Below are 19837 nucleotides of genomic sequence, written 5' to 3' on the forward strand. Positions count from 1 at the left end.
GGATCAAACTCTCCATGAAATAATGGAGCGCAGATTAAGTTCGTCACATCCTGTGACAACATCTGCATGACCTGCATCGTGCAGGCCCCTGACTACGCACATTCGCATGTGCGATTTATTTAATGAATTAACAGGTACGTTTGTCTTGTTTAGTTTTCAAAGAACTTCATCGCCGCTCTCAAAGCGACTATAATATCTTAACATTTAATCGTGATGTCGTCAACAACTTTTTTTCAAAAAAATTATTCGTCATCAGCGACGAATACTAATTTAACACCTTTAAATAAAATTGTCAACAAGAAATTATATTGCGATAAATTGTTTAATAACAATAAGAGCTGCTACACCGGGAACCCCCAATAATCCACTCACTCCGGTTGTTACAATATTAATCGGCACGTGAATGCCCACGCTCTCGCCAAACAGATTCACACAGAATAAAAACAAAGCGCCGACTACAAATCTAACCGCTATTCTTCCGATTAATCGCAAAGGTTTAAATGATGCTTTTGAAAAAAACAACAGGGCAACCAAAGCGACAATTGCCCCGATAAAGATAACAGATCCCATGAATTCCATCACTCCTCGCTCGTTCTTGTACAAGCATATGATGGGAATCATGCGAATAGACCTGCTACTTCCAGCTGCCGATCCTTATATTTCTTTTTTTTGCTTCCCGCAAATAAAAAAAGTACTTTGACTCGGCAACCTTTAATTCGTAAAGAACTTCTGGCGAAGGCTCAAGACTGTTTTCAATCAGCCGCTTTTGCCTGTTCCATTCTTCCTTTTGATGGATCAGCTGTTCAATCAGCTTGTTATCAAATTCTTTTCTAAGCTTCTTTTTCCGAAGAAAACCCATGGTAATGCAATCTCCTCCCTCTACATTTCACGTCTGCCTTCAAGCGCTTTAGAAAGAGTGACTTCATCTGCATACTCCAAATCGCCTCCGACCGGAAGTCCATGGGCAATTCGTGACAGCTTGATACCAGACGGCTTTAAAAGCCTTGAAATGTACATGGCCGTTGCTTCTCCTTCTATATTCGGGTTTGTCGCGAGAATGACTTCAGTCACCTGATCATCCTGCAACCGTTTCAGCAATTCGGGTATTTTAATATCTTCCGGACCGATGCCGTCCATCGGAGAAATCGCACCATGCAAAACATGGTACAGTCCGCTGTATTCCTTCATTTTCTCCATAGCAATGACATCTTTCGGATCCTGAACAACACATATGACCGATTTGTCTCTTCTCGTATCTTCACAAATATAGCAAGGATCTTGATCTGTTATATGTCCGCAAACCGAGCAATATGTCAAATTGCGCTTTGCGTTTACCAATGCTTTTGCAAAATCTAACACGACGTCTTCTTTCATACTAAGAACAAAAAAAGCCAGACGGACCGCCGTCTTGGGTCCGATTCCTGGCAATTTCATAAAGCTGTCAATCAGCTTTGATATTGGTTCAGGATACTGCATTCTTATTTTCCTCCTAGAATAAACCCGGCATGTTCATTCCTTTTGTAAACTTACCCATCGTTTCATTTGTTACATCGTCGACTTTTTTCAAAGCATCGTTTGTCGCTGCAAGGACAAGATCTTGAAGCATTTCAACATCTTCAGGGTCTACGACTTCCTCTTTGATGATGACGTCGATGACTTCTTTTTGGCCGTTTACCTTAACAGTCACCATTCCGCCGCCCGCAGTACCTTCGAGTACTTTTTCTGCCAGTTCCTCCTGTGCCTTTTGCATATCCTTTTGCATTTTTTGCATTTGCTTCATCATTTTCTGCATGTTACCCATTCCACCGCGCATACTCAAATCCACTCTCTTTCATGTTTTTATTCTTTAATTTCAATCAGTTCCGCTCCGAACAGTTTTTTAGCTTCTGATACGAGCGGATCTTCTTCTTTCGGTTCATTTGCTTCAGAATCTTCCGGCTGATGATCCTGCAGAAATTCTTCTCTTATTTTACCCCATTGGGCTTCGGGAACGCCAACTATATCTATCCTTCCGCCGAGCATTCCATCCAAAATTTGCTCCAGATTTGTCCTGACTCCATTATTGTCTTCAGCTACCATTTTACAGTGAATTTCGTATTTGAATGCGAGGACAAATGCTTTTGAAGATGCAGCCACCGGCTCGCTGTCATTTAAAAGGGCAGCATGCGATACTTTATTCTGCTGTTTAAGCTGGGCAAGCAATTGTCCCCAGCAGCCCTTCAATTTTTCGAGGTCCGGTCTTGTAGCATCTTTTAATATTTCATGAATACGGCCGACAGGCGCTTTATATGCGCTTTTCACGCTTTTTTGCGGACGGGACGTTTCTTTAGGCTGGGCGGGAGCCGAAGAAACCTGTACACCTTGTGTTTTAAGCTTCTCAATCTCCTGCTCAAGCTGCCGAACCTTGTTGACGAGATTATCCACTTCCGGCGGGGCGGCCGCGGATGCCCCTGCTTTTGGTCCCTGGCAGAGCTTCACAACTGCAACTTCAAAGAAGATACGCGGATGGTTCGTCCATTTCATTTCCTGATGGCTTTTATTTAATATATCGATCATTTCGTAAAGGTCTTGTGCAGGAATTTGCCGGGATAGAGCTTGGAACTCTTCGTCCACCTTCACCTTTTCAAGAACGCCTTCTAAATCAGGCGCCGTTTGATAAAGAAGCATATCCCTGAAGTAGAAAATCATATCCTCGATTAATTTTGCCGGGTCTTTTCCCTGCTGAAGCAGTTCGTTCAATGTTTCCAAAGCACCGGAAACATTTTTTTCGTGGAGGGTTGAGGCGAGCTTTCCAATATAGTGCTGTGACACAGCCCCTGTTATCAGCAGCGCATCATCCACCGTCAGCTCATCTCCGCTGAATGATACAGCCTGATCGAGCAGGCTCAGCGCATCCCTCATGCCGCCGTCGGCGGCACTTGCGATGATGTCTAAGGCGCCATCCTGCACCTTGAACTGTTCAGCTTCGACGATTTTTTCCATTCGTCCGACAATTGCCTGTGAGGTAATCCTCTTAAAATCAAATCGCTGACATCTTGAAATAATCGTTAAAGGAATTTTATGAGGCTCTGTTGTTGCGAGAATAAAGATACAATGTTCCGGCGGCTCTTCAAGCGTTTTTAGAAGGGCGTTGAATGCGCCGATAGAAAGCATATGTACTTCATCTATGATATATACTTTATACGTGACGGCAGACGGGGCAAATTTCACCTTGTCGCGGATGTCGCGTATTTCATCTACACCGTTGTTAGAAGCGGCGTCAATTTCAATTACATCTGAAATCGAACCGTTTGTAATGCCTTTGCACGCGGAGCATTCATTGCACGGTTCACTGACCGGGGCGTGCTCACAGTTGACAGCTTTGGCAAACAGTTTTGCGGCGCTTGTTTTTCCCGTTCCCCTCGGTCCGGAAAACAGATAAGCGTGCGAAAATTTCTTTTGTAAAAGGGCATTTTGCAACGTTTTCGTGATGTGCTCCTGACCGACTACATCTTCAAACAACTGCGGCCTGAACACTCTATATAAAGCCTGGTAACTCACAAACACGCCCTCCTCTTGTTTTCATCATTTCCATTATACATGAAGCAGCTTTCAAATCCAAAAGCTCTTCTTAAGAAAAAAACTCATCTATATTAAAATAGATGAGTTCTTAATTTGATGATTGATTTACCGTGCACCTTCTGTCGATTCGCTACCCTAAGCGTTACTTAAGCAGTTAGCTCAGCCCAGGCAACCCTGCGGCACATGGAAGGTTCCACTTAATGCTGCTTCCTTCCGGACCTGACATGGTTCATGGATTCCCATTGCGCAGGACCCAAGCGTCAACACCACTTGCTTAAGGCAGACCTTAAAGTAAACGAACCTCGAGAAAGGGATTCGGCCTCGCTCGAGCGGATTGCGAGTACAGGGCACCGCTACCTCCCCGCTTAGCACGGCAAAATAAATATCAAATTATTTAAGCTGCGTCTTCATGTGACGCACTCATTAGTATAACTTGTTTCACCCTAAATTGCAAACTTCCGTCATCACAGCTCCCTTTTCTTTTCCGCTTTCTTTTTTGCGCGGAGCTTTCTGAAAAAATCGCTTAGCATCCTGCCGCATTCTTCTTCCATTACGCCGCTTACGACTTCAGCCTGATGATTGAATCTCTCTTCCTGCAGGATATTCATCAAAGTCCCCGCACAGCCGCCTTTCGGATCAGACGCTCCGAACACCACTTTGTCGATTCTGGAGAGAACGGCCGCTCCGGCGCACATCGGACATGGCTCAAGGGTAACGTAAAGAACAGATCTCTCCAGCCGCCAGGTTCCAAGCTTCCGGCATGCCTCTTCAATGACGAGCATCTCTGCGTGGGCAACCGATCTTTGCTCGGTTTCCCGCAAATTATGGGCGCGGGCAATAATTTCCCCATCCAGAACCAGTACGGCGCCAATCGGCACTTCGCCTTTTTCTTCAGCTTTTCTCGCTTCATTGATCGCTTCTTTCATATAAAACTCGTCTTGTGTCATCCGCATGCACTCTCTCAATGTTTTTCGCCCGACAGAATAGGCTAACTTATAGTTAAAGGAATATGCAATCTGAAAGGAGACAATCGCATTGTCCAATTCAGCTCTCATTATAGTCGACATCATTAATGATTTTCAATTCGATATGGGTGACATTCTTTCTAAAAAGACCAGAAACTTGACCGAGCATCTTCTGGCATTAAATGAACACGCAGCCAAAAAGAAATGGCCTATCATATACATTAATGACCATTTTGGAATTTGGCAAGCGGATATTGCTGCCATTATCAAGAAATGCAAAAACGACAGCAGCGAATATATCATCGACCGACTCGCACCGAATAACAACGATTATTTCTTAATCAAACCAAAGCACTCAGCTTTTTACGGCACCGCCCTTGAAACATTGCTGAATGAACTTCATGTCGACCATTTGATTATTACGGGAATCGCAGGCAATATTTGCGTGTTATTTACGGCAAACGACGCTTATATGAGGGAGTACGATATCACGATTCCGCACGATTGCATTGCCTCAAATAATGAAAAAGACAACAAATATGCGTTGACGATGATGGAAAATGTTCTGTTCGCCAATATTACGACGGCAAAAGAGATCACCGCCGAAACTTGAGCATGAAACACTTCCTTTCTTCATATAGTGGTAGCAATGAGAAAGGAGGCGTTTCCCATTCAGATTTATGTCGTGAAAAGAGGCGATTCCCTTTATCAAATCGCGAATCGCTACCGAACAACAGTTAATGAAATTGTCGCGACGAATGAAATTCCGAACCCGAATCGGCTTGTTGTCGGACAAACTATCGTGATACCGATCGCCGGCGAGTTTTATGAGGTCAGACAAGGAGATACATTAGCATCAATCGGAGCCCGCTTTAATATTTCTCCGGCTGAACTGGCAAGGATCAACCGCATTCAGGTTAGCGCTATTTTGCCTGTCGGGCTGCTGCTTTATATCCCCCCTCGGCCAAAACGGAACATTGAAACAAACGCTTATATCGAACCGCGGGGAGAAAGCGTCAGCCCCGCTCTACAGCAGGCGGCAAGAGAGGCTTCGCCATACTTGACCTATTTGGGTGCTTTCAGCTTCCAGGCGAAGCGGGACGGCACACTCGAAGAACCGCCGCTGAACAACTTAAAAGAAATTGCAGACAGACATCGGACTACGATGATGATGATCGTCACCAATCTCGAAAATGAAGCTTTCAGCGACGAACTCGGCAGAATCATTTTGACGGACCAGAATGTAAAAAACAGATTGCTTGATAACATTGTTGCAGCCGCCAGAAGATACGGTTTTAAAGACATCCACTTTGATTTTGAATACTTAAGGCCTGAAGACAGAGAAGCCTATAATCAATTTTTACGGGATGCACGGGCCCGCTTCAAACCGGAAGGCTGGTTCATCTCAACCGCGCTTGCGCCTAAAACGAGAGCGGATCAGCCCGGACAATGGTATGAGGCCCATGATTACCGGGCTCACGGAGAGATTGTCGATTTCGTCGTACTGATGACATATGAGTGGGGCTACAGCGGAGGGCCGCCGATGGCGGTATCGCCGATCGGACCCGTACGGGATGTGATCGAATACGCACTCACGGAAATGCCCGCCAGCAAAATCGTCATGGGCCAGAACTTGTACGGTTATGACTGGACGCTCCCCTATACGCCAGGCGGGCAGCTGGCCAGAGCAATCAGTCCCCAGCGGGCAATTGCAATCGCGAGTGAAAACAATGCGGCGATACAGTACGATGAAACAGCCCAGGCTCCTTTCTTCCGCTATACGGACAATGCCGGCAAACAGCATGAGGTATGGTTTGAAGACGCCCGCTCGATTCAGGCAAAGTTTGATCTGATTAGGGAATTGAATTTAAGGGGAATCAGCTATTGGAAGCTCGGCCTGTCCTTCCCGCAAAACTGGCTCTTGATAGCCGATCAATTTAATGTTGTGAAAGAAACGTTCCCAAGTTAAAGGAACGTTTTTTTCATGGCAGAAGATGATGATGTGATACAATATGTATGGTTCACAAATGAATTTCTTTAGTAGGAGGACACCTATGAACACAGCCCCTTTCATCGCTGTCGAAGGCCCCATCGGCGCGGGAAAAACAACCTTGGCCAGCATGCTCTCCGAAAAGCTCTCACTCTCTTTGGTTAAAGAAATCGTCGAAGAAAACCCTTTTCTTGATAAATTTTATGATGACAAAGATGAATGGAGCTTTCAGCTTGAGATGTTTTTCCTCTGCAATCGCTATAAGCAGCTTGAAGATACCGAAAAGAAGTATTTGCATCACCACATACCCGTTGTTTCGGACTATCATATTTATAAAAACCTCATTTTTGCTGAACGGACGCTGGAAGGCAAAAAACTTGAGAAATACAGAAAAATTTATCATCTGCTTACAGAAGATCTGCCGAAACCAAACGTCATCATTTACATAAAAGCAAGCCTTCCGACGTTATTGGAACGGATCAAAAAACGCGGACGGCCGTTTGAACAGGAAATGAACAAGCAATATCTGGAACAGCTCATCAATGATTATGATGCTGCCATTAAGCAATTTAAAGAATCCGATCCGCCAATACCCGTTATTGAAATTAACGGAGATCAGGAAGACTTCGTGATCTCCGAAGCCGTTTTCAATCGAATTGCCGATCAAGTAAAGGAGTATATAGAATGAGTGTATATGCTATTCCGAAAGATGCTATCATTACTGTTGCCGGAACGGTAGGAGTGGGGAAATCCACATTGACAAAAGAGCTTGCAAAAAGACTCGGATTTAAAACTTCCCTTGAAGAGGTTGTGAACAACCCTTATTTGGAGGCTTTTTACCAAGACTTTGAACGCTGGAGCTTTCACCTGCAAATTTTCTTCTTAGCGGAACGCTTCAAAGAGCAAAAATACATTTACGAATCGGGCGGCGGATTTGTTCAAGACCGTTCAATTTATGAAGATACAGGCATTTTCGCCAAAATGCACGCCGATAAAGGCACAATGTCAAAAGTCGATTATAAGACGTATACAAGCCTGTTTGAAGCGATGGTCATGACGCCTTACTTCCCCCGCCCCGACGTTTTAGTCTATTTGGAGGGCGATTTGGAATCGATTCTCGACCGCATCAAAAAACGCGGACGAGAAATGGAAATGTTAACCGACAGATCGTATTGGGAAGAAATGTACACAAGGTACGAAAACTGGATCAGCGGCTTTAACGCCTGTCCGGTTGTCAGAGTCAATATTGATGAATACGATCTGTTCAACAACTCTGCCTCCCTCGATCCAATCATTGAAAAAATCAGTGAAGCTATTCAAAGATAAACAAGCAAAAAGAGCGGATTCCCATGAAGAGCCGCTCTTTTTTTGCTTGTGCATATAAAAAAACCGCTGCCCTATCCAGGCAGCGGCAACACAATCTCCAATTTATGCTTAGTCAATCACTAAAATGCAAATCAATAATGGCGGAGGAAGAGGGATTCGAACCCCCGCGGGCTTTGACACCCCTGTCGGTTTTCAAGACCGATCCCTTCAGCCAGACTTGGGTATTCCTCCGTATCGACAAGAATTAATATAACATGTCCTATCTTTTTAAGTCAAGAGATTTTTTCATAAAAAATTTATTTTATTGTTCACGCTTCTCATTATATGCAAAAATAATGATAAACGCAAAGGGTGATAGCATTGTGGAAACATTTTATAGAACGTTTACCTCAAGATTACACGCTGAACAGACCTATTGAAACAGAGGAGCTTCAGAAAGCAGAAGAACTCCTCGGCGTCTCTTTTCCAGATGAACTGGTCAGCCTTTTAAAAACGACAGACGGCATTAATGATACATTCGGGGATCATCTCATTTGGCCTGCATACAGAATGATAGAAGAGAATCTAGACATGAGAAGCACCGACTTTTTTAAGCCGTTCGATTGTCTGTTATTTATAGCAGGTGCGGGCAATGGCGATTTATTTGCTTATTCGATTTTAAACGGCTCTATACGGAAAAATGATATTTATGTTTGGAATCATATAGACGACAGCCAAATATGGGTCGCATCTTCTTTAAAACCTTTCATAAAAGGCTGGATCGACGGAACAATCACCATTTAAAACAAGATCTTAGGCAGGAGCATGATGAAATGAATTATCTATCAAAAGAATTGGCGGAGGAAATTGTCGACAGGACCATGTCGATTATTCGGCACAACATTAATATGATGGATGAAAACGGGGTTATCATCGCTTCAGGAGACCGCTCGAGAATCGGTGATGAACACGCTGGAGCGAAGGATGCACTTGCAGCTGAAAAGGTTATCAGCATCACGCCTGAAGAATGCTCGGCTTTAACGGGCACAAAGCCCGGCGTAAACCTTCCCATCGTATTTCATGATGAAATAATCGGCGTTATTGGAATCACGGGGCCGCCTTCTGAAGTCAGCCGTTATGGAGAACTTGTTAAAATGGCGGCAGAGCTGACTGTCGAACAGGCATTTTTAACAAAACAGCTGACATGGGATCAAAGGCTCCGGGAAGAAACGGTCATCCAAATGATTCAGGGGGCCGACCTAGCATCCCTTGACTTCCTTGAACGTGCGGAGCGATTGAATATACCGCTAGAAGGCCAGCGTACTTGTCTTGTGTTTGAGCTGCCATCCGCTGATATGAAGCCGGCATTTATTAAAAAACTTGAAAAACATTTAACCGCGAAAGATTTGTACGCCAATATTTCTTTAAAAGAGATCACAGTTATTCTGGCAGGCGCTCCCGCTAAAAGCAGGGCTGATCTCTTTTCATCTTGGAACGGCTGGCTCAGCCAATGGAAAACGGTCAGAGGCGCGCTTGGCGAGCAGGCGGATCAGCTTGAGCAGCTGCCATTCTCCTATCAAAGTGCAAAACAAACGCTCAAGATTGCTAAAAACAGCTCTAGTTTATACGATTATCGAGAGTTTGCGATCCCCGTTCTGTTATCAAAAATAGAGCGTCCGGATCAGGAGATTCATTTTCAAAACATCTGGGACCGCCTTTCCCAAGCAGATCAAAAGGGCGAATTAATCCATACCCTCCTCTGCTATATAGAAGAAAATGGCGAAATCGGGGAAACTTCATCAAGACTCTTTATTCACCGCAATACATTAAACTACCGGCTGAGAAAGGTTGAAATAGCGACAGGATGCAATCCAAAACGATTTGACGACCTATTCAAACTGTATACAGCCATTACGCTTTTTTCACCATTTTGTGCAAATGAACAATTTTAATATAGGATAAAGGAACGAAATCCGTATACCTGACCAATTCTCCCTTGTACAGAAAGCGTTTACAATGGGACGTAAGGGAGGGTATGCAGATGGATATTCAAATCAATGCAATAGGCGCCTTATGCGCATTAGCCATATCAATCTTTCTCATTCTGAAAAAAGTCCCGCCGGCTTACGGCATGATGATCGGCGCATTGGCCGGAGGCTTAATCGGCGGCGCAGATTTAATAGAGACGACGGATTTGATGATAGCGGGTGCTAAAAACATGATTCCTGCTGTACTCCGCATCTTGGCAGCAGGGGTGCTCGCCGGCGTTCTGATTCAATCCGGCTCCGCAGCGGTGATTGCAGAAACCATTGTCAATAAAATTGGAGAAAAAAGAGCGCTGCTTGCTTTAACATTGGCGACAGCCATCTTAACAACGGTCGGTGTATTCGTCGATGTCGCCGTCATCACAGTCGCACCGATCGCCCTTGCGATTGCAAGGCGGACCTTTATCAGCAAAGCGGCCATTCTGTTGGCGATGATCGGCGGAGGAAAAGCGGGCAATATTATGTCGCCAAACCCTAATGCCATTGCTGCTTCAGATGCCTTTCACATCCCTTTGACATCCGTGATGGCCGCCGGGATCATCCCCGCTATATTTGGACTGGGCGCCACTTATTTACTAGCAAAACGCCTTTCAAATAAAGGAACAGGAGTAGCTGCAAATGAGATTGAAACCCAAACGGCTCAACAACTGCCGGCATTTTGGGCGGCGATCAGCGGTCCGATGGTCTCCATCCTGTTGCTCGCCTTAAGGCCCGTGGCAGGTATTACGATTGATCCAATTATCGCTTTGCCGGCGGGAGGCCTCGTCACTGCGATTGCATCGGGACAAGCGGGCAAACTGAAGGATTTTGCCGCTTCAGGATTGTCGAAGATGTCAGGTGTTGCCGTGATGCTGATCGGGACTGGAACGCTTGCGGGAATCATCGCCAACTCCCAACTCAATTCTTTCATTACCGACACCCTTGTCGGCTTGGGTCTGCCGTCGTTTCTCTTAGCTCCCATTTCCGGCATGCTGATGTCGATGGCAACCGCCTCAACAACCGCCGGCACAGCTGTCGCCAGCAGCGTATTCGGCCCGACATTGCTTGATCTTGGCGTCGCCGGCCTCGCAGGTGCGGCAATGATTCACGCCGGAGCAACGGTGCTCGATCACCTGCCTCATGGAAGCTTTTTTCATACGACGGGAGGCAGCGTCTTCATGGCCATGAAAGAACGGTTAAAGCTGATTCCATATGAGTCAGTCATCGGCTTAATCCTAACCATTATCTCAACTTTGATTTTTGGAATTTTTCAATTCTTTATTTAAAAAGGAGCAGGTACCATGAAAATCGTAATCGCACCTGATTCATTTAAAGAAAGCATGACATCGCTTGAAGCTGCTAAAAGCATTGAAAAAGGCTTTAAAGCGGTTTTGCCTGACGCCGAATACGTCAACATTCCGGTTGCTGATGGAGGCGAAGGAACCGTTCAAGCTCTGATTGACGCCACCGGAGGAGATATCGTACAGCAAACGGTCACAGGCCCTCTCGGGAAGCCGGTAAAGGCGGCTTACGGCCTGCTTGGCGACGGAAAAACAGCTGTCATCGAAATGGCTGAAGCGTCAGGCCTTCACCTCGTGTCCCCTGAACAGCGGAATCCCCTGTTAACGACAACGAGAGGAACCGGAGAACTGATTCTCAATGCTGCGGAAAAAGGGGTGTCCAACATCATCATCGGACTCGGCGGAAGTGCGACAAATGACGGCGGAGCGGGAATGGCTGCAGCACTGGGTGTGAAGTTTCTAAACCGCAATGGAGAAGAGATTGAAAATGGGGGCGGTGCATTAGCTGAGATTGCCAAGATCGATGTGAGCGGCCTCAATCCTCAGTTAAAGCATATCCACTTTGAAGCCGCCTGTGATGTCGATAATCCTCTTACGGGACCTCGCGGATCCTCCGCCGTATTTGGGCCGCAAAAAGGGGCGAACAGTGAAATGACTGCTCTTTTGGATCAAAACTTAAAACATTATGCTGCTGCAGTCAAAGCAGAGCTGGGGTGCGAAATCGATTCAATTCCGGGAGCAGGAGCGGCCGGAGGATTAGGAGCAGGCCTCTGTGCCTTTTTAAAAGCGGAATTAAAAAGCGGAGTTGACATTGTTTTAGATACTTTGTCTTTTTCCGAACGTATTAAAGGAGCCGATCTTGTCATTACGGGCGAGGGAAAAATAGACGGCCAAACAGTCAGCGGAAAAACGCCGGCCGGCGTCGCAAAACGCGCCCGCAGCGAGAATATTCCTGTTATTGCATTTGCCGGATCGCTCGGTGAAGGCTGCGAGCTTGTTTATGATATCGGCATTTCCGCTCTCTTTTCGATTGTGCCAGGGATCAGCTCCTTGGAAAACGCCCTTGCCGATGGAAGTTCAAATCTTACGCGCTGTGCCCGAAATGTAGCCGCCGTCTGGTCTCTCGCATAAAAAAAAGCGCGCCTCTTGGCGCGCACTTTTTATGGTTGAATAACATCTCTGTTCCCCATGTATGGACGAAGCGCTTTAGGAATGATGACGCTCCCGTCCTCCTGCTGGTAATTTTCCAATAATGCGGCAACCGTTCTGCCGACAGCCAAGCCGGAGCCGTTTAAGGTATGGACATGCTCAGGCTTTCCTTTTGCTTCCCTTCTGAATCTGATATTCGCCCGTCTGGCCTGGAAAGCTTCGAAGTTACTGCAAGATGAAATTTCACGATATGTGTTTTGGCTTGGAATCCATACTTCGATATCGTATTTTTTCGCAGCGGTAAATCCTAGATCGCCCGTACACATGCTCATCACACGATAAGGAAGCTCAAGCAGCTGAAGAACTTTCTCCGCTTGATTTGTCAGCTTTTCAAGCTCTTCATATGAATCCTCAGGCTTCACGAATTTCACCAGTTCAACCTTGTTAAATTGGTGCTGGCGAATCAAACCGCGCGTATCACGGCCAGCTGAGCCTGCTTCTGAACGGAAGCACGCACTGAACGCCGCATAATTGATCGGCAACTCGGCAGCTGACAAAATTTCATCGCGATGCAGGTTCGTAATTGGCACTTCTGCCGTCGGAATTAAGAAATAATCTTCTTCCCTGATTTTAAAGGCATCTTCCTCAAATTTCGGCAGCTGTCCGGTGCCTGTCATGCTTGCGCGGTTCACCATGTACGGCGGGATGACTTCCGTATAGCCGTACTCGTCTACGTGAAGATCAAGCATAAAGTTATACAATGCCCGTTCAAGTCTGGCGCCTAGCCCTTTATAGAAAACGAAACGGCTTCCCGTAACCTTGCCTGCCCGCTCAAAATCAAGAATATCCAATTGATCGGCAATATCCCAATGAGGCTTCGGCTCAAATGAAAATCCGGGGAGTTCACCCCATTTGCGAACTTCCACGTTGTCGTCTTCAGTCTCACCGACCGGAACAGACTCATGGGGGATATTCGGGATAGACAGCATGATTTTATCAAGTGAAGATTCGACCATTCTCAGCTCTTCATCAAGCTTTTTAATGTCTTCACCGACTTCGCGCATTTCTTTAATGAGGTGGTCAGCATCTTTTTTCTCGCGCTTTAAAGCGGCCACCTGCTGAGATACCTCATTGCGCTTTCCTTTCAGCTCTTCCACTTTGACGATCAATTCTCTTCTCTTTGTATCCAATTCCTCAAATTGATCAAAATCTGATAAATCTTCTCCCCTGTGGGCAAGCTTTTGTTTGATTTCTTCCAAATTTGCCCGCAGCAGTTTGATATCAAGCATCTGCCTCGCTCCTTTTATACTGATTTGACCGAAAAAAAGAGCCCTTGTCCCCTAAATATAAGGGACGAGAGCTCTCGCGTTGCCACCCTGATTGAAAACAGGCGTCTTCCTCCTGTTTTCCGCTTCATTTTGATAACGGTTCTCCCGTAAATGCCTACTTTGACTGTTCAGCATTTCGCTCAAGGATGGATTCGGACAGCATCTTTCGCCGATTCGCACCAACCATCGGCTCTCTTGGAAAGAGAGGCTTCCTACTGCTTCCTATCAACGCTTTTCGATCTATATTGTCTTATAAATGTACTACAAGTTTTAACAGCTTTCAACCGTTTTATACGACGGCTTCCTGTTTATGCTTTTCGGCCATCTCGACAAATAATTTCGTCATTCTATGGTCATCCGTCAGCTCAGGGTGGAAAGAACAGCCGAGCAGATTTCCTTGTTTGGCAGCGACGATTCTACCGTTGTGCTCCGAAAGCACTTCCACATCTGCGCCCGCTTCCAAAATGTGCGGAGCGCGGATAAATACGCCTGTAAACGGTTCGTCAAGTCCTTTAACGGTTAAATCCGCTTCAAAGCTGTCCACTTGTCTTCCAAAGGAATTCCGTTCGACGGTTACATCCAGAACACCAAGATGGGCATCATTCGCTCCGGCGATATTCTTCGCCAGGATAATCAGCCCAGCACAAGTTCCAAATACCGGCTTTCCGGATGCGGCAAACTCCTGAAGGGGCTTCATAAACTGATACGTATCGATGAGGCGCCTCATCGTCGTGCTTTCCCCTCCCGGCAAAATCAAACCGTCGATTTCCTTTAACTCTTCCGGCCACTTAATGATTTTTCCGGCTGCTCCGCATGCTTCAATTGAGCGAATATGTTCTCTTACTGCTCCCTGAAGTCCAAGTACACCAATTGTCAGCATGTCAATCCGTCTCCTTCGTGTTTACCAGCCGCGCTCTTGCATACGCTGTTCTGGCAGCAGATTTGAGATTTCAATCCCTTTCATCGCAGTTCCAAGCTCTTTTGATAGCTCGGCAATCAGTTTGTAATCCGTGTAATGCGTCGTCGCTTCAACGATTGCTTTCGCGAATTTAGCAGGGTTGTCGGATTTAAAAATACCGGACCCTACGAATACGCCGTCAGCGCCAAGCTGCATCATTAAAGCAGCATCAGCAGGTGTTGCCACACCGCCGGCAGCAAAGTTTACAACAGGAAGGCGTCCTTCGGCTTTAATTTCCTTCAACAGCTCATACGGAGCGCCGAGGTTTTTCGCTTCTGTCATCAGTTCGTCATCGCTCATGCCGACTACTTTGCGCACTTGAGCATTCACCTTTCTCATATGGCGGACAGCTTCCACAATATTGCCCGTACCAGGTTCGCCTTTCGTACGAAGCATTGAAGCTCCTTCTGCGATCCGGCGCGTCGCTTCTCCGAGGTCGCGGCATCCGCATACAAATGGAACGGTAAATTCGTTTTTATTTAAATGAAATTCTTCATCCGCAGGAGTCAAAACTTCACTTTCATCAATATAGTCAACGCCGAGCGCTTCAAGAACACGCGCTTCAACGATATGCCCGATGCGGGCTTTCGCCATAACCGGGATTGAAACAGCGTTCATCACTTCTTCGACAATTGTCGGATCTGCCATGCGGGCAACTCCACCTGCCGCACGGATATCAGCCGGAACGCGCTCCAGCGCCATGACTGCGACGGCTCCTGCTTCTTCTGCGATTTTTGCTTGTTCGGCATTGACAACGTCCATAATGACGCCGCCTTTCTGCATTTCTGCCATACCGCGTTTTACGCGATCAGTACCTGTTTGAGCCATTTCAAGGATCCCCCTAATCAAAGATTGAATTGTCAGATTTAATCCTATTGTATCCTATAATTCCACAAAATCATATGAAAAACACGAAGATTATTTCTATTTTAATAACAAATTGTTAGGATTGTAAATGGTAATTCTATCTGAATATGACAATAAAGAGCCCTATCAGATAGAGCCCTTTATTGATTAAAACCAGCCGGTTACCATTTCAACAATGCTGTTCCAAATACCGGCAAAAAAGCCGCCGATGCTTCTCATCGTTAAAATAAACCAGTTTGCTTTCTCATCTTCTTCTTTTGTCACGAGGTTTACACCTGATACATCGCTGCCGAGAAATCCGTAGTCCTTTTCTTCTCCCTTATAGGAGGCCGTCAAGGTACCGACTTTTTCACCTTTTTTAACAGGTGCGGTCAGCTCGTCTTTGTTCAGCGTCACTTTCGCCTTGTAATTCTTTTCTTCACCGTTCTTCACAGGCATTGAAAAGGCTTTTTCCGTTACGACGCCGACTTCAGTTTCTTTCCCTTTGTCGACTGTGACCGTTTCGTTGCCTTTCACTTGTGCGCCTTTTGCGTAAAACTCTTTCATCGTGAAGTTATCAAATGCATAATCAAGCATTTTTTTCGTTTCTTTAAATCGTCCCGTATGAAGGTCGCCTTTCGCATTCATAACGACGGAAATCACTCTCATGCCGTTTCTTTCGGCAGTAGCCGTAAAGCATGATCCGGCAGAGTCCGTTGAGCCGGTTTTCAGCCCGTCCACACCTTTATATTCCTGAACTAGGCCTTTCAGCATAAAGTTCCAGTTCGGCATGTCCATTTCATCGTCTGTGCCTTTTCTGAACTTCGTTTTGGCAATGCTCGCCGTATCGAGGATTTCAGGATAATCGCTTACTAAATGATCGGCAAGGAGCGCCATGTCTCTCGCAGATACTTCATTTTCTTCATTGGCATTTGTTCCGCTCGGATGTTTGCCGTGAAGATCCTTGTTTTCCAAACCTGTAGCATTCACAAATTTGAAATCTTTCATTCCAAGCTCTTTGGCTTTTTTATTCATTAACTCTACGAACTTTGATTCAGAACCGGCAACGATTTCAGAAAGTGCAATAGCCGCCGCGTTTGCAGAGTAAATTGCAGTCGCCTGATAAAGCTCTTTTACAGTGTATGATCCGTCTTTACGAAGAGGAACATTCGATAATGAACGATCTTGGGAAATCTCGTATACATAATCGTCAGGCGTGTACTTCTGATCCCATTTCACTTTGCCTTCGTGAATCGCTTCCAACAGAAGATACTCCGTCATCATTTTGGCCATGCTGGCAACAGGAAGACGCTGATCGGCATTTTTGCTGTACAAAATTTTCCCCGATGAAGCTTCCACCAAGATTGCTGCTTTCGCGTCTACATTAATTGGATCATTTGCGGCTTTTGCTGTCGACATAGGAGAAAATGCACCTACAGTCACGGCAAAAGCAACGATCAACATGATCAGCTGCTTTATTCTCTTGCTTTTCAAATCGTGATACCTCCGCTTTTCATCAGACTAATAATCTATATCAAAGCCTTTTAAGACATTTTTCAAACACAACATTATAAATTTTATCATAAGGAAGCAAAAAAAAATAGACAGAGTATTACTCTGTCTACGGTTTAATTTTTGTCATATTTGATTAGGAAATGGTATAGTTAGGCGATTCTTTGGTAATTTGTACATCGTGAGGATGGCTTTCCCGCAGGCCTGCGCCTGTCATGCGGATGAACTGCGCATCTTCCCTCAGTGCGTGCAAATCTTTTGTTCCACAGTACCCCATGCCGGATTTCAAACCGCCGACAAGCTGATAAACTGTGTCAGCAACCGGACCTTTATAAGGCGTACGGCCCTCAATGCCTTCCGGAACGAATTTTTTGTTTTCCTCTTGGAAGTAGCGGTCTTTGCTTCCTTTTTCCATTGCCGCCACTGAACCCATACCGCGATAAACTTTAAAGCGTCTGCCTTGGTAGATTTCAGTCTCGCCTGGGCTTTCGGATGTTCCGGCAAGAAGGCTTCCAAGCATGACGGCATGTCCGCCGGCAGCCAAGGCTTTGACGATATCTCCGGAAAACTTGATGCCGCCGTCTGCAATAATCGCCGCACCGTGTTTTCTTGCTTCAGTCGCACAATCGTAAATCGCTGTCACTTGCGGAACACCGACACCGGCCACTACGCGGGTTGTACAAATAGAACCCGGTCCGATACCGACTTTAACTACATTTGCTCCGGCTTCGATAAGCGCTTTTGTTCCTTCGGCAGTTGCGACGTTGCCGGCAATGATATTTAATTCAGGATAAGTGTCGCGGATTTTCTTAACGGTATCCAAGACACCTTGTGAATGGCCGTGCGCGGTATCAACGACGATCACATCGACATTGGCTTCCACAAGCTTTCTGACGCGTGTCATTGTGTCGCCTGTTACACCAACCGCTGCTCCAACCAATAGGCGGCCGTGAACATCTTTCGCTGAATTCGGGAATTCGATTACTTTTTCAATGTCTTTAATCGTAATAAGCCCTTTTAAAACACCTTGATCATCTAAAAGAGGGAGTTTTTCGATCTTGTATTTTTGAAGAATTTTTTCCGCTTCATCCAGGGTTGTACCAACAGGAGCCGTAACAAGCTCTTCTTTTGTCATAACATCGCTGATTTTCATGGAGTAATCAGAAATAAATCGCAGATCACGGTTTGTGATAATTCCAACCAGCTTCTGATCCTCTTCATTGTCAACAATCGGAACACCGGAAATTCTGTATTTGCCCATCAAATGCTCTGCATCAAAAACTTGGTGCTCTGGCGTCAGGAAAAACGGATTTGTAATGACGCCCCGCTCTGAACGTTTGACTTTGTCAACCTGCTCAGCCTGCTGTTCAATCGACATGTTTTTGTGGATAATGCCCAATCCGCCCTGCCGTGCCATCGCGATGGCCATTTGAGCTTCTGTCACTGTATCCATGCCTGCACTAATAATTGGAACATTTAGCTTAAGGGACGGTGTAAGCTCAACGGATAAATCCACGTCGCGCGGAAGTACCTCCGATTTAGCCGGAACGAGCAATACATCATCAAATGTTAAGCCTTCTTTCGAAAATTTGCTTTCCCACATTAGTAAATCCCCCTCTTTTCGGCAAAATATTATATGTAGATTATCAACTTGAATACCCACTGTCAAGAAAGCGGGAAACAGTTGTAATTTTTAGAAAATAATCATAAGGGAAGTGGAGTACATGCAAGATAAAGGATGGAAGGATTTAAAGCTGTTTTATTCGGTCGAAACAGCCCAGCATTTTCTTGAAATGGTATATAAAAATCAAGGAATGGAAGATGCCAAAAAAAACTCTTATAAAAACGGAGAGCGGTTTATTTTTTTTCTTAAGCATGCAGAATCTTTTTACAAGCAAGCCAAAATCGCTACGTTAGAAATAAAACCCATTTTATTATTTTACGGCATGGCACAGCTATTGAAAGCCTGCCTGTTAACGACAGATCCTTCCTATCCCAGCCATACTTCAGTGCTTGCTCATGGCGTGACCACAAGAAAACGAAAAAAACAAAATTACCGCTTTTATGAAGATGAAGTGAAAATCCAAAGGAACGGCCTATGTATGCACGTGATCAGATCCCTTTTCCAATTATCCGGATTGGAAGATGAACGATTCAATATGAAACAGCTTTTGGCGAAAATTCCGGAGATCAATAAAGTGCTGGCATTTCAAAGAAAACCAAATCCGATTGTAAAAGCAGCCGTCGAAGACCGGATAATTAAGCTGCCTGGCGAGACACCCAATGCTTACAATATGTCATCAAAGCGTTTCATCGAACATATCGAATACCATTTAAACTGGTCTTTCTGCCGTGAGGAAAAAGAGGGAATGGTTTTTTCTGCAGCTCATAAAGAATGCCGTCCCAGCACTTCGACCACATTGCTTTATGATTTGGAGCAAGACGGATACTATTTCCCGGCTGAACGAGATCATTTTTTAAAGCTCCCGGAAATATTGGCGCATTACTTGGTTGCGTACAATTTAAGCATGATTGCCAGGTATGAAACTGAATGGTGGTATGACCTTCTTCTTCAAAGTGCTAGCGATGATTATGTCATCATCCAGCAGTTTTTACATATAGTCGAGTCAAAGTTCCCCTATTATATCGCTGAACTGCTTCTTCAAAAAAAGGAAAACAACAAAAAAGACCAGCTTATATAAGCTGGTCTTTTTAATCGCTTGGCGGCGTCCTACTCTCACAGGGGGAAGCCCCCAACTACCATCGGCGCTGAAGAGCTTAACTTCCGTGTTCGGCATGGGAACGGGTGTGACCTCTTCGCTATCGCCACCAAACTATGTATGAGAGGTGTTCTCTCAAAACTAGATAACGGTCAGACGATTCACAAACATTTAGGTT

The 19837-nt window shown here is 45.4% G+C and carries 20 protein-coding genes, 1 tRNA gene, 1 rRNA gene, 1 other RNA gene and 1 other annotated feature; of the genes, 9 read left to right on the forward strand and 14 right to left on the reverse strand.

Features of this window, described 5'->3' with window-relative positions; genetic code table 11:
• Window positions 1-303: 303 nt before the first annotated feature.
• From ACH97_RS16345 to tadA, 7 genes are all read right to left on the reverse strand, one after another.
• Window positions 304-570 (reverse strand): pro-sigmaK processing inhibitor BofA family protein, encoded by a 267-nt coding sequence (locus tag ACH97_RS16345; protein WP_003178144.1) that lies wholly within the window; start codon window positions 568-570, stop codon window positions 304-306.
• 64 nt (window positions 571-634) lie between these two features.
• Window positions 635-859, reverse strand: coding sequence for a YaaL family protein (locus tag ACH97_RS16350; RefSeq protein WP_023856407.1), 225 nt, complete (start codon window positions 857-859; stop codon window positions 635-637).
• A gap of 20 nt (window positions 860-879) precedes the next feature.
• The gene (gene recR, locus ACH97_RS16355) at window positions 880-1476 is read right to left on the reverse strand and encodes a recombination protein RecR (RefSeq protein ID WP_020449786.1); all 597 of its coding nucleotides are present in this window, start codon (window positions 1474-1476) and stop codon (window positions 880-882) included.
• A gap of 13 nt (window positions 1477-1489) precedes the next feature.
• Window positions 1490-1813 carry a YbaB/EbfC family nucleoid-associated protein gene (locus ACH97_RS16360; protein WP_023856408.1) on the reverse strand — a complete coding sequence of 108 codons (324 nt, stop codon included), beginning with the start codon at window positions 1811-1813 and terminating at the stop codon, window positions 1490-1492.
• A gap of 26 nt (window positions 1814-1839) precedes the next feature.
• Window positions 1840-3540, reverse strand: coding sequence for a DNA polymerase III subunit gamma/tau (gene dnaX, locus ACH97_RS16365; RefSeq protein ID WP_020449784.1), 1701 nt, complete (start codon window positions 3538-3540; stop codon window positions 1840-1842).
• A gap of 129 nt (window positions 3541-3669) precedes the next feature.
• Window positions 3670-3935: signal recognition particle sRNA large type (gene ffs / locus ACH97_RS23065), an RNA gene on the reverse strand.
• Window positions 3936-4025: 90 nt separating this feature from the next.
• On the reverse strand, window positions 4026-4508 hold the full coding sequence (tadA, locus tag ACH97_RS16370) for a tRNA adenosine(34) deaminase TadA (RefSeq protein WP_041817398.1): 483 nt from the start codon (window positions 4506-4508) through the stop codon (window positions 4026-4028).
• 82 nt (window positions 4509-4590) lie between these two features.
• Between tadA and ACH97_RS16375 the strand changes: the two genes are divergently transcribed.
• The 4 genes from ACH97_RS16375 (at window position 4591) to ACH97_RS16390 (ending at window position 7842) form a co-directional block, all read left to right on the forward strand.
• Window positions 4591-5139, forward strand: a complete 549-nt coding sequence (locus ACH97_RS16375; protein WP_241494263.1) for a cysteine hydrolase family protein — start codon at window positions 4591-4593, stop codon at window positions 5137-5139.
• A gap of 36 nt (window positions 5140-5175) precedes the next feature.
• Window positions 5176-6495, forward strand: coding sequence for a glycoside hydrolase family 18 protein (locus tag ACH97_RS16380; RefSeq protein WP_020449780.1), 1320 nt, complete (start codon window positions 5176-5178; stop codon window positions 6493-6495).
• Between the two features lie 85 nt (window positions 6496-6580).
• Window positions 6581-7204, forward strand: a complete 624-nt coding sequence (locus ACH97_RS16385; protein ID WP_048350701.1) for a deoxynucleoside kinase — start codon at window positions 6581-6583, stop codon at window positions 7202-7204.
• Window positions 7201-7842: a deoxynucleoside kinase gene (locus ACH97_RS16390; RefSeq protein WP_020449778.1), complete on the forward strand. Its 642-nt coding sequence runs from the start codon at window positions 7201-7203 to the stop codon at window positions 7840-7842. Before ACH97_RS16385 ends, ACH97_RS16390 begins: the two co-directional genes overlap by 4 nt.
• A 138-nt stretch (window positions 7843-7980) precedes the next feature.
• On the opposite strand, the gene ACH97_RS16395 is transcribed toward ACH97_RS16390, so the two are convergent.
• Window positions 7981-8073, reverse strand: a tRNA-Ser gene (locus ACH97_RS16395).
• A gap of 129 nt (window positions 8074-8202) precedes the next feature.
• On the opposite strand from ACH97_RS16395, the gene ACH97_RS16400 reads away from it, so the two are divergent.
• From ACH97_RS16400 to ACH97_RS16415, 4 genes are all read left to right on the forward strand, one after another.
• Entirely contained in the window at window positions 8203-8625 is a 423-nt protein-coding gene (locus ACH97_RS16400) for an SMI1/KNR4 family protein (RefSeq protein WP_020449777.1), read from the forward strand.
• A 29-nt stretch (window positions 8626-8654) separates the two neighbouring features.
• The gene (locus tag ACH97_RS16405; RefSeq protein ID WP_020449776.1) at window positions 8655-9773 is read left to right on the forward strand and encodes a CdaR family transcriptional regulator; all 1119 of its coding nucleotides are present in this window, start codon (window positions 8655-8657) and stop codon (window positions 9771-9773) included.
• A gap of 89 nt (window positions 9774-9862) precedes the next feature.
• Complete coding sequence (locus tag ACH97_RS16410) at window positions 9863-11131, forward strand: GntP family permease (RefSeq protein ID WP_020449775.1); 1269 nt, start codon at window positions 9863-9865, stop codon at window positions 11129-11131.
• Window positions 11132-11146: 15 nt separating this feature from the next.
• Complete coding sequence (locus tag ACH97_RS16415; protein ID WP_020449774.1) at window positions 11147-12277, forward strand: glycerate kinase; 1131 nt, start codon at window positions 11147-11149, stop codon at window positions 12275-12277.
• Between the two features lie 29 nt (window positions 12278-12306).
• Here the strand turns inward: ACH97_RS16415 and serS are convergent, their stop codons facing one another.
• The 5 genes from serS to guaB form a co-directional block, all read right to left on the reverse strand.
• On the reverse strand, window positions 12307-13584 hold the full coding sequence (gene serS / locus ACH97_RS16420; RefSeq protein WP_020449773.1) for a serine--tRNA ligase: 1278 nt from the start codon (window positions 13582-13584) through the stop codon (window positions 12307-12309).
• Between the two features lie 57 nt (window positions 13585-13641).
• Window positions 13642-13861, reverse strand: a binding site (T-box leader).
• 51 nt (window positions 13862-13912) lie between these two features.
• The gene (gene pdxT, locus ACH97_RS16425) at window positions 13913-14503 is read right to left on the reverse strand and encodes a pyridoxal 5'-phosphate synthase glutaminase subunit PdxT (protein WP_020449772.1); all 591 of its coding nucleotides are present in this window, start codon (window positions 14501-14503) and stop codon (window positions 13913-13915) included.
• Between the two features lie 21 nt (window positions 14504-14524).
• Window positions 14525-15409 (reverse strand): pyridoxal 5'-phosphate synthase lyase subunit PdxS, encoded by an 885-nt coding sequence (pdxS, locus tag ACH97_RS16430; RefSeq protein ID WP_020449771.1) that lies wholly within the window; start codon window positions 15407-15409, stop codon window positions 14525-14527.
• Window positions 15410-15595: 186 nt separating this feature from the next.
• Window positions 15596-16891 (reverse strand): D-alanyl-D-alanine carboxypeptidase, encoded by a 1296-nt coding sequence (gene dacA / locus ACH97_RS16435; RefSeq protein ID WP_373368082.1) that lies wholly within the window; start codon window positions 16889-16891, stop codon window positions 15596-15598.
• 184 nt (window positions 16892-17075) lie between these two features.
• Complete coding sequence (guaB, locus tag ACH97_RS16440) at window positions 17076-18542, reverse strand: IMP dehydrogenase (protein ID WP_020449769.1); 1467 nt, start codon at window positions 18540-18542, stop codon at window positions 17076-17078.
• Window positions 18543-18663: 121 nt separating this feature from the next.
• Here guaB and ACH97_RS16445 point away from each other — a divergent pair, with 121 nt between their 5' ends.
• Window positions 18664-19641, forward strand: coding sequence for a YaaC family protein (locus ACH97_RS16445; protein ID WP_020449768.1), 978 nt, complete (start codon window positions 18664-18666; stop codon window positions 19639-19641).
• Window positions 19642-19657: 16 nt separating this feature from the next.
• Here ACH97_RS16445 and rrf read toward each other — a convergent pair.
• Window positions 19658-19773 (reverse strand): 5S ribosomal RNA (rrf, locus tag ACH97_RS16450).
• Window positions 19774-19837: the final 64 nt, after the last annotated feature.

This window comes from Bacillus paralicheniformis, from assembly GCF_001042485.2.
GTDB lineage: Bacteria > Bacillota > Bacilli > Bacillales > Bacillaceae > Bacillus > Bacillus paralicheniformis.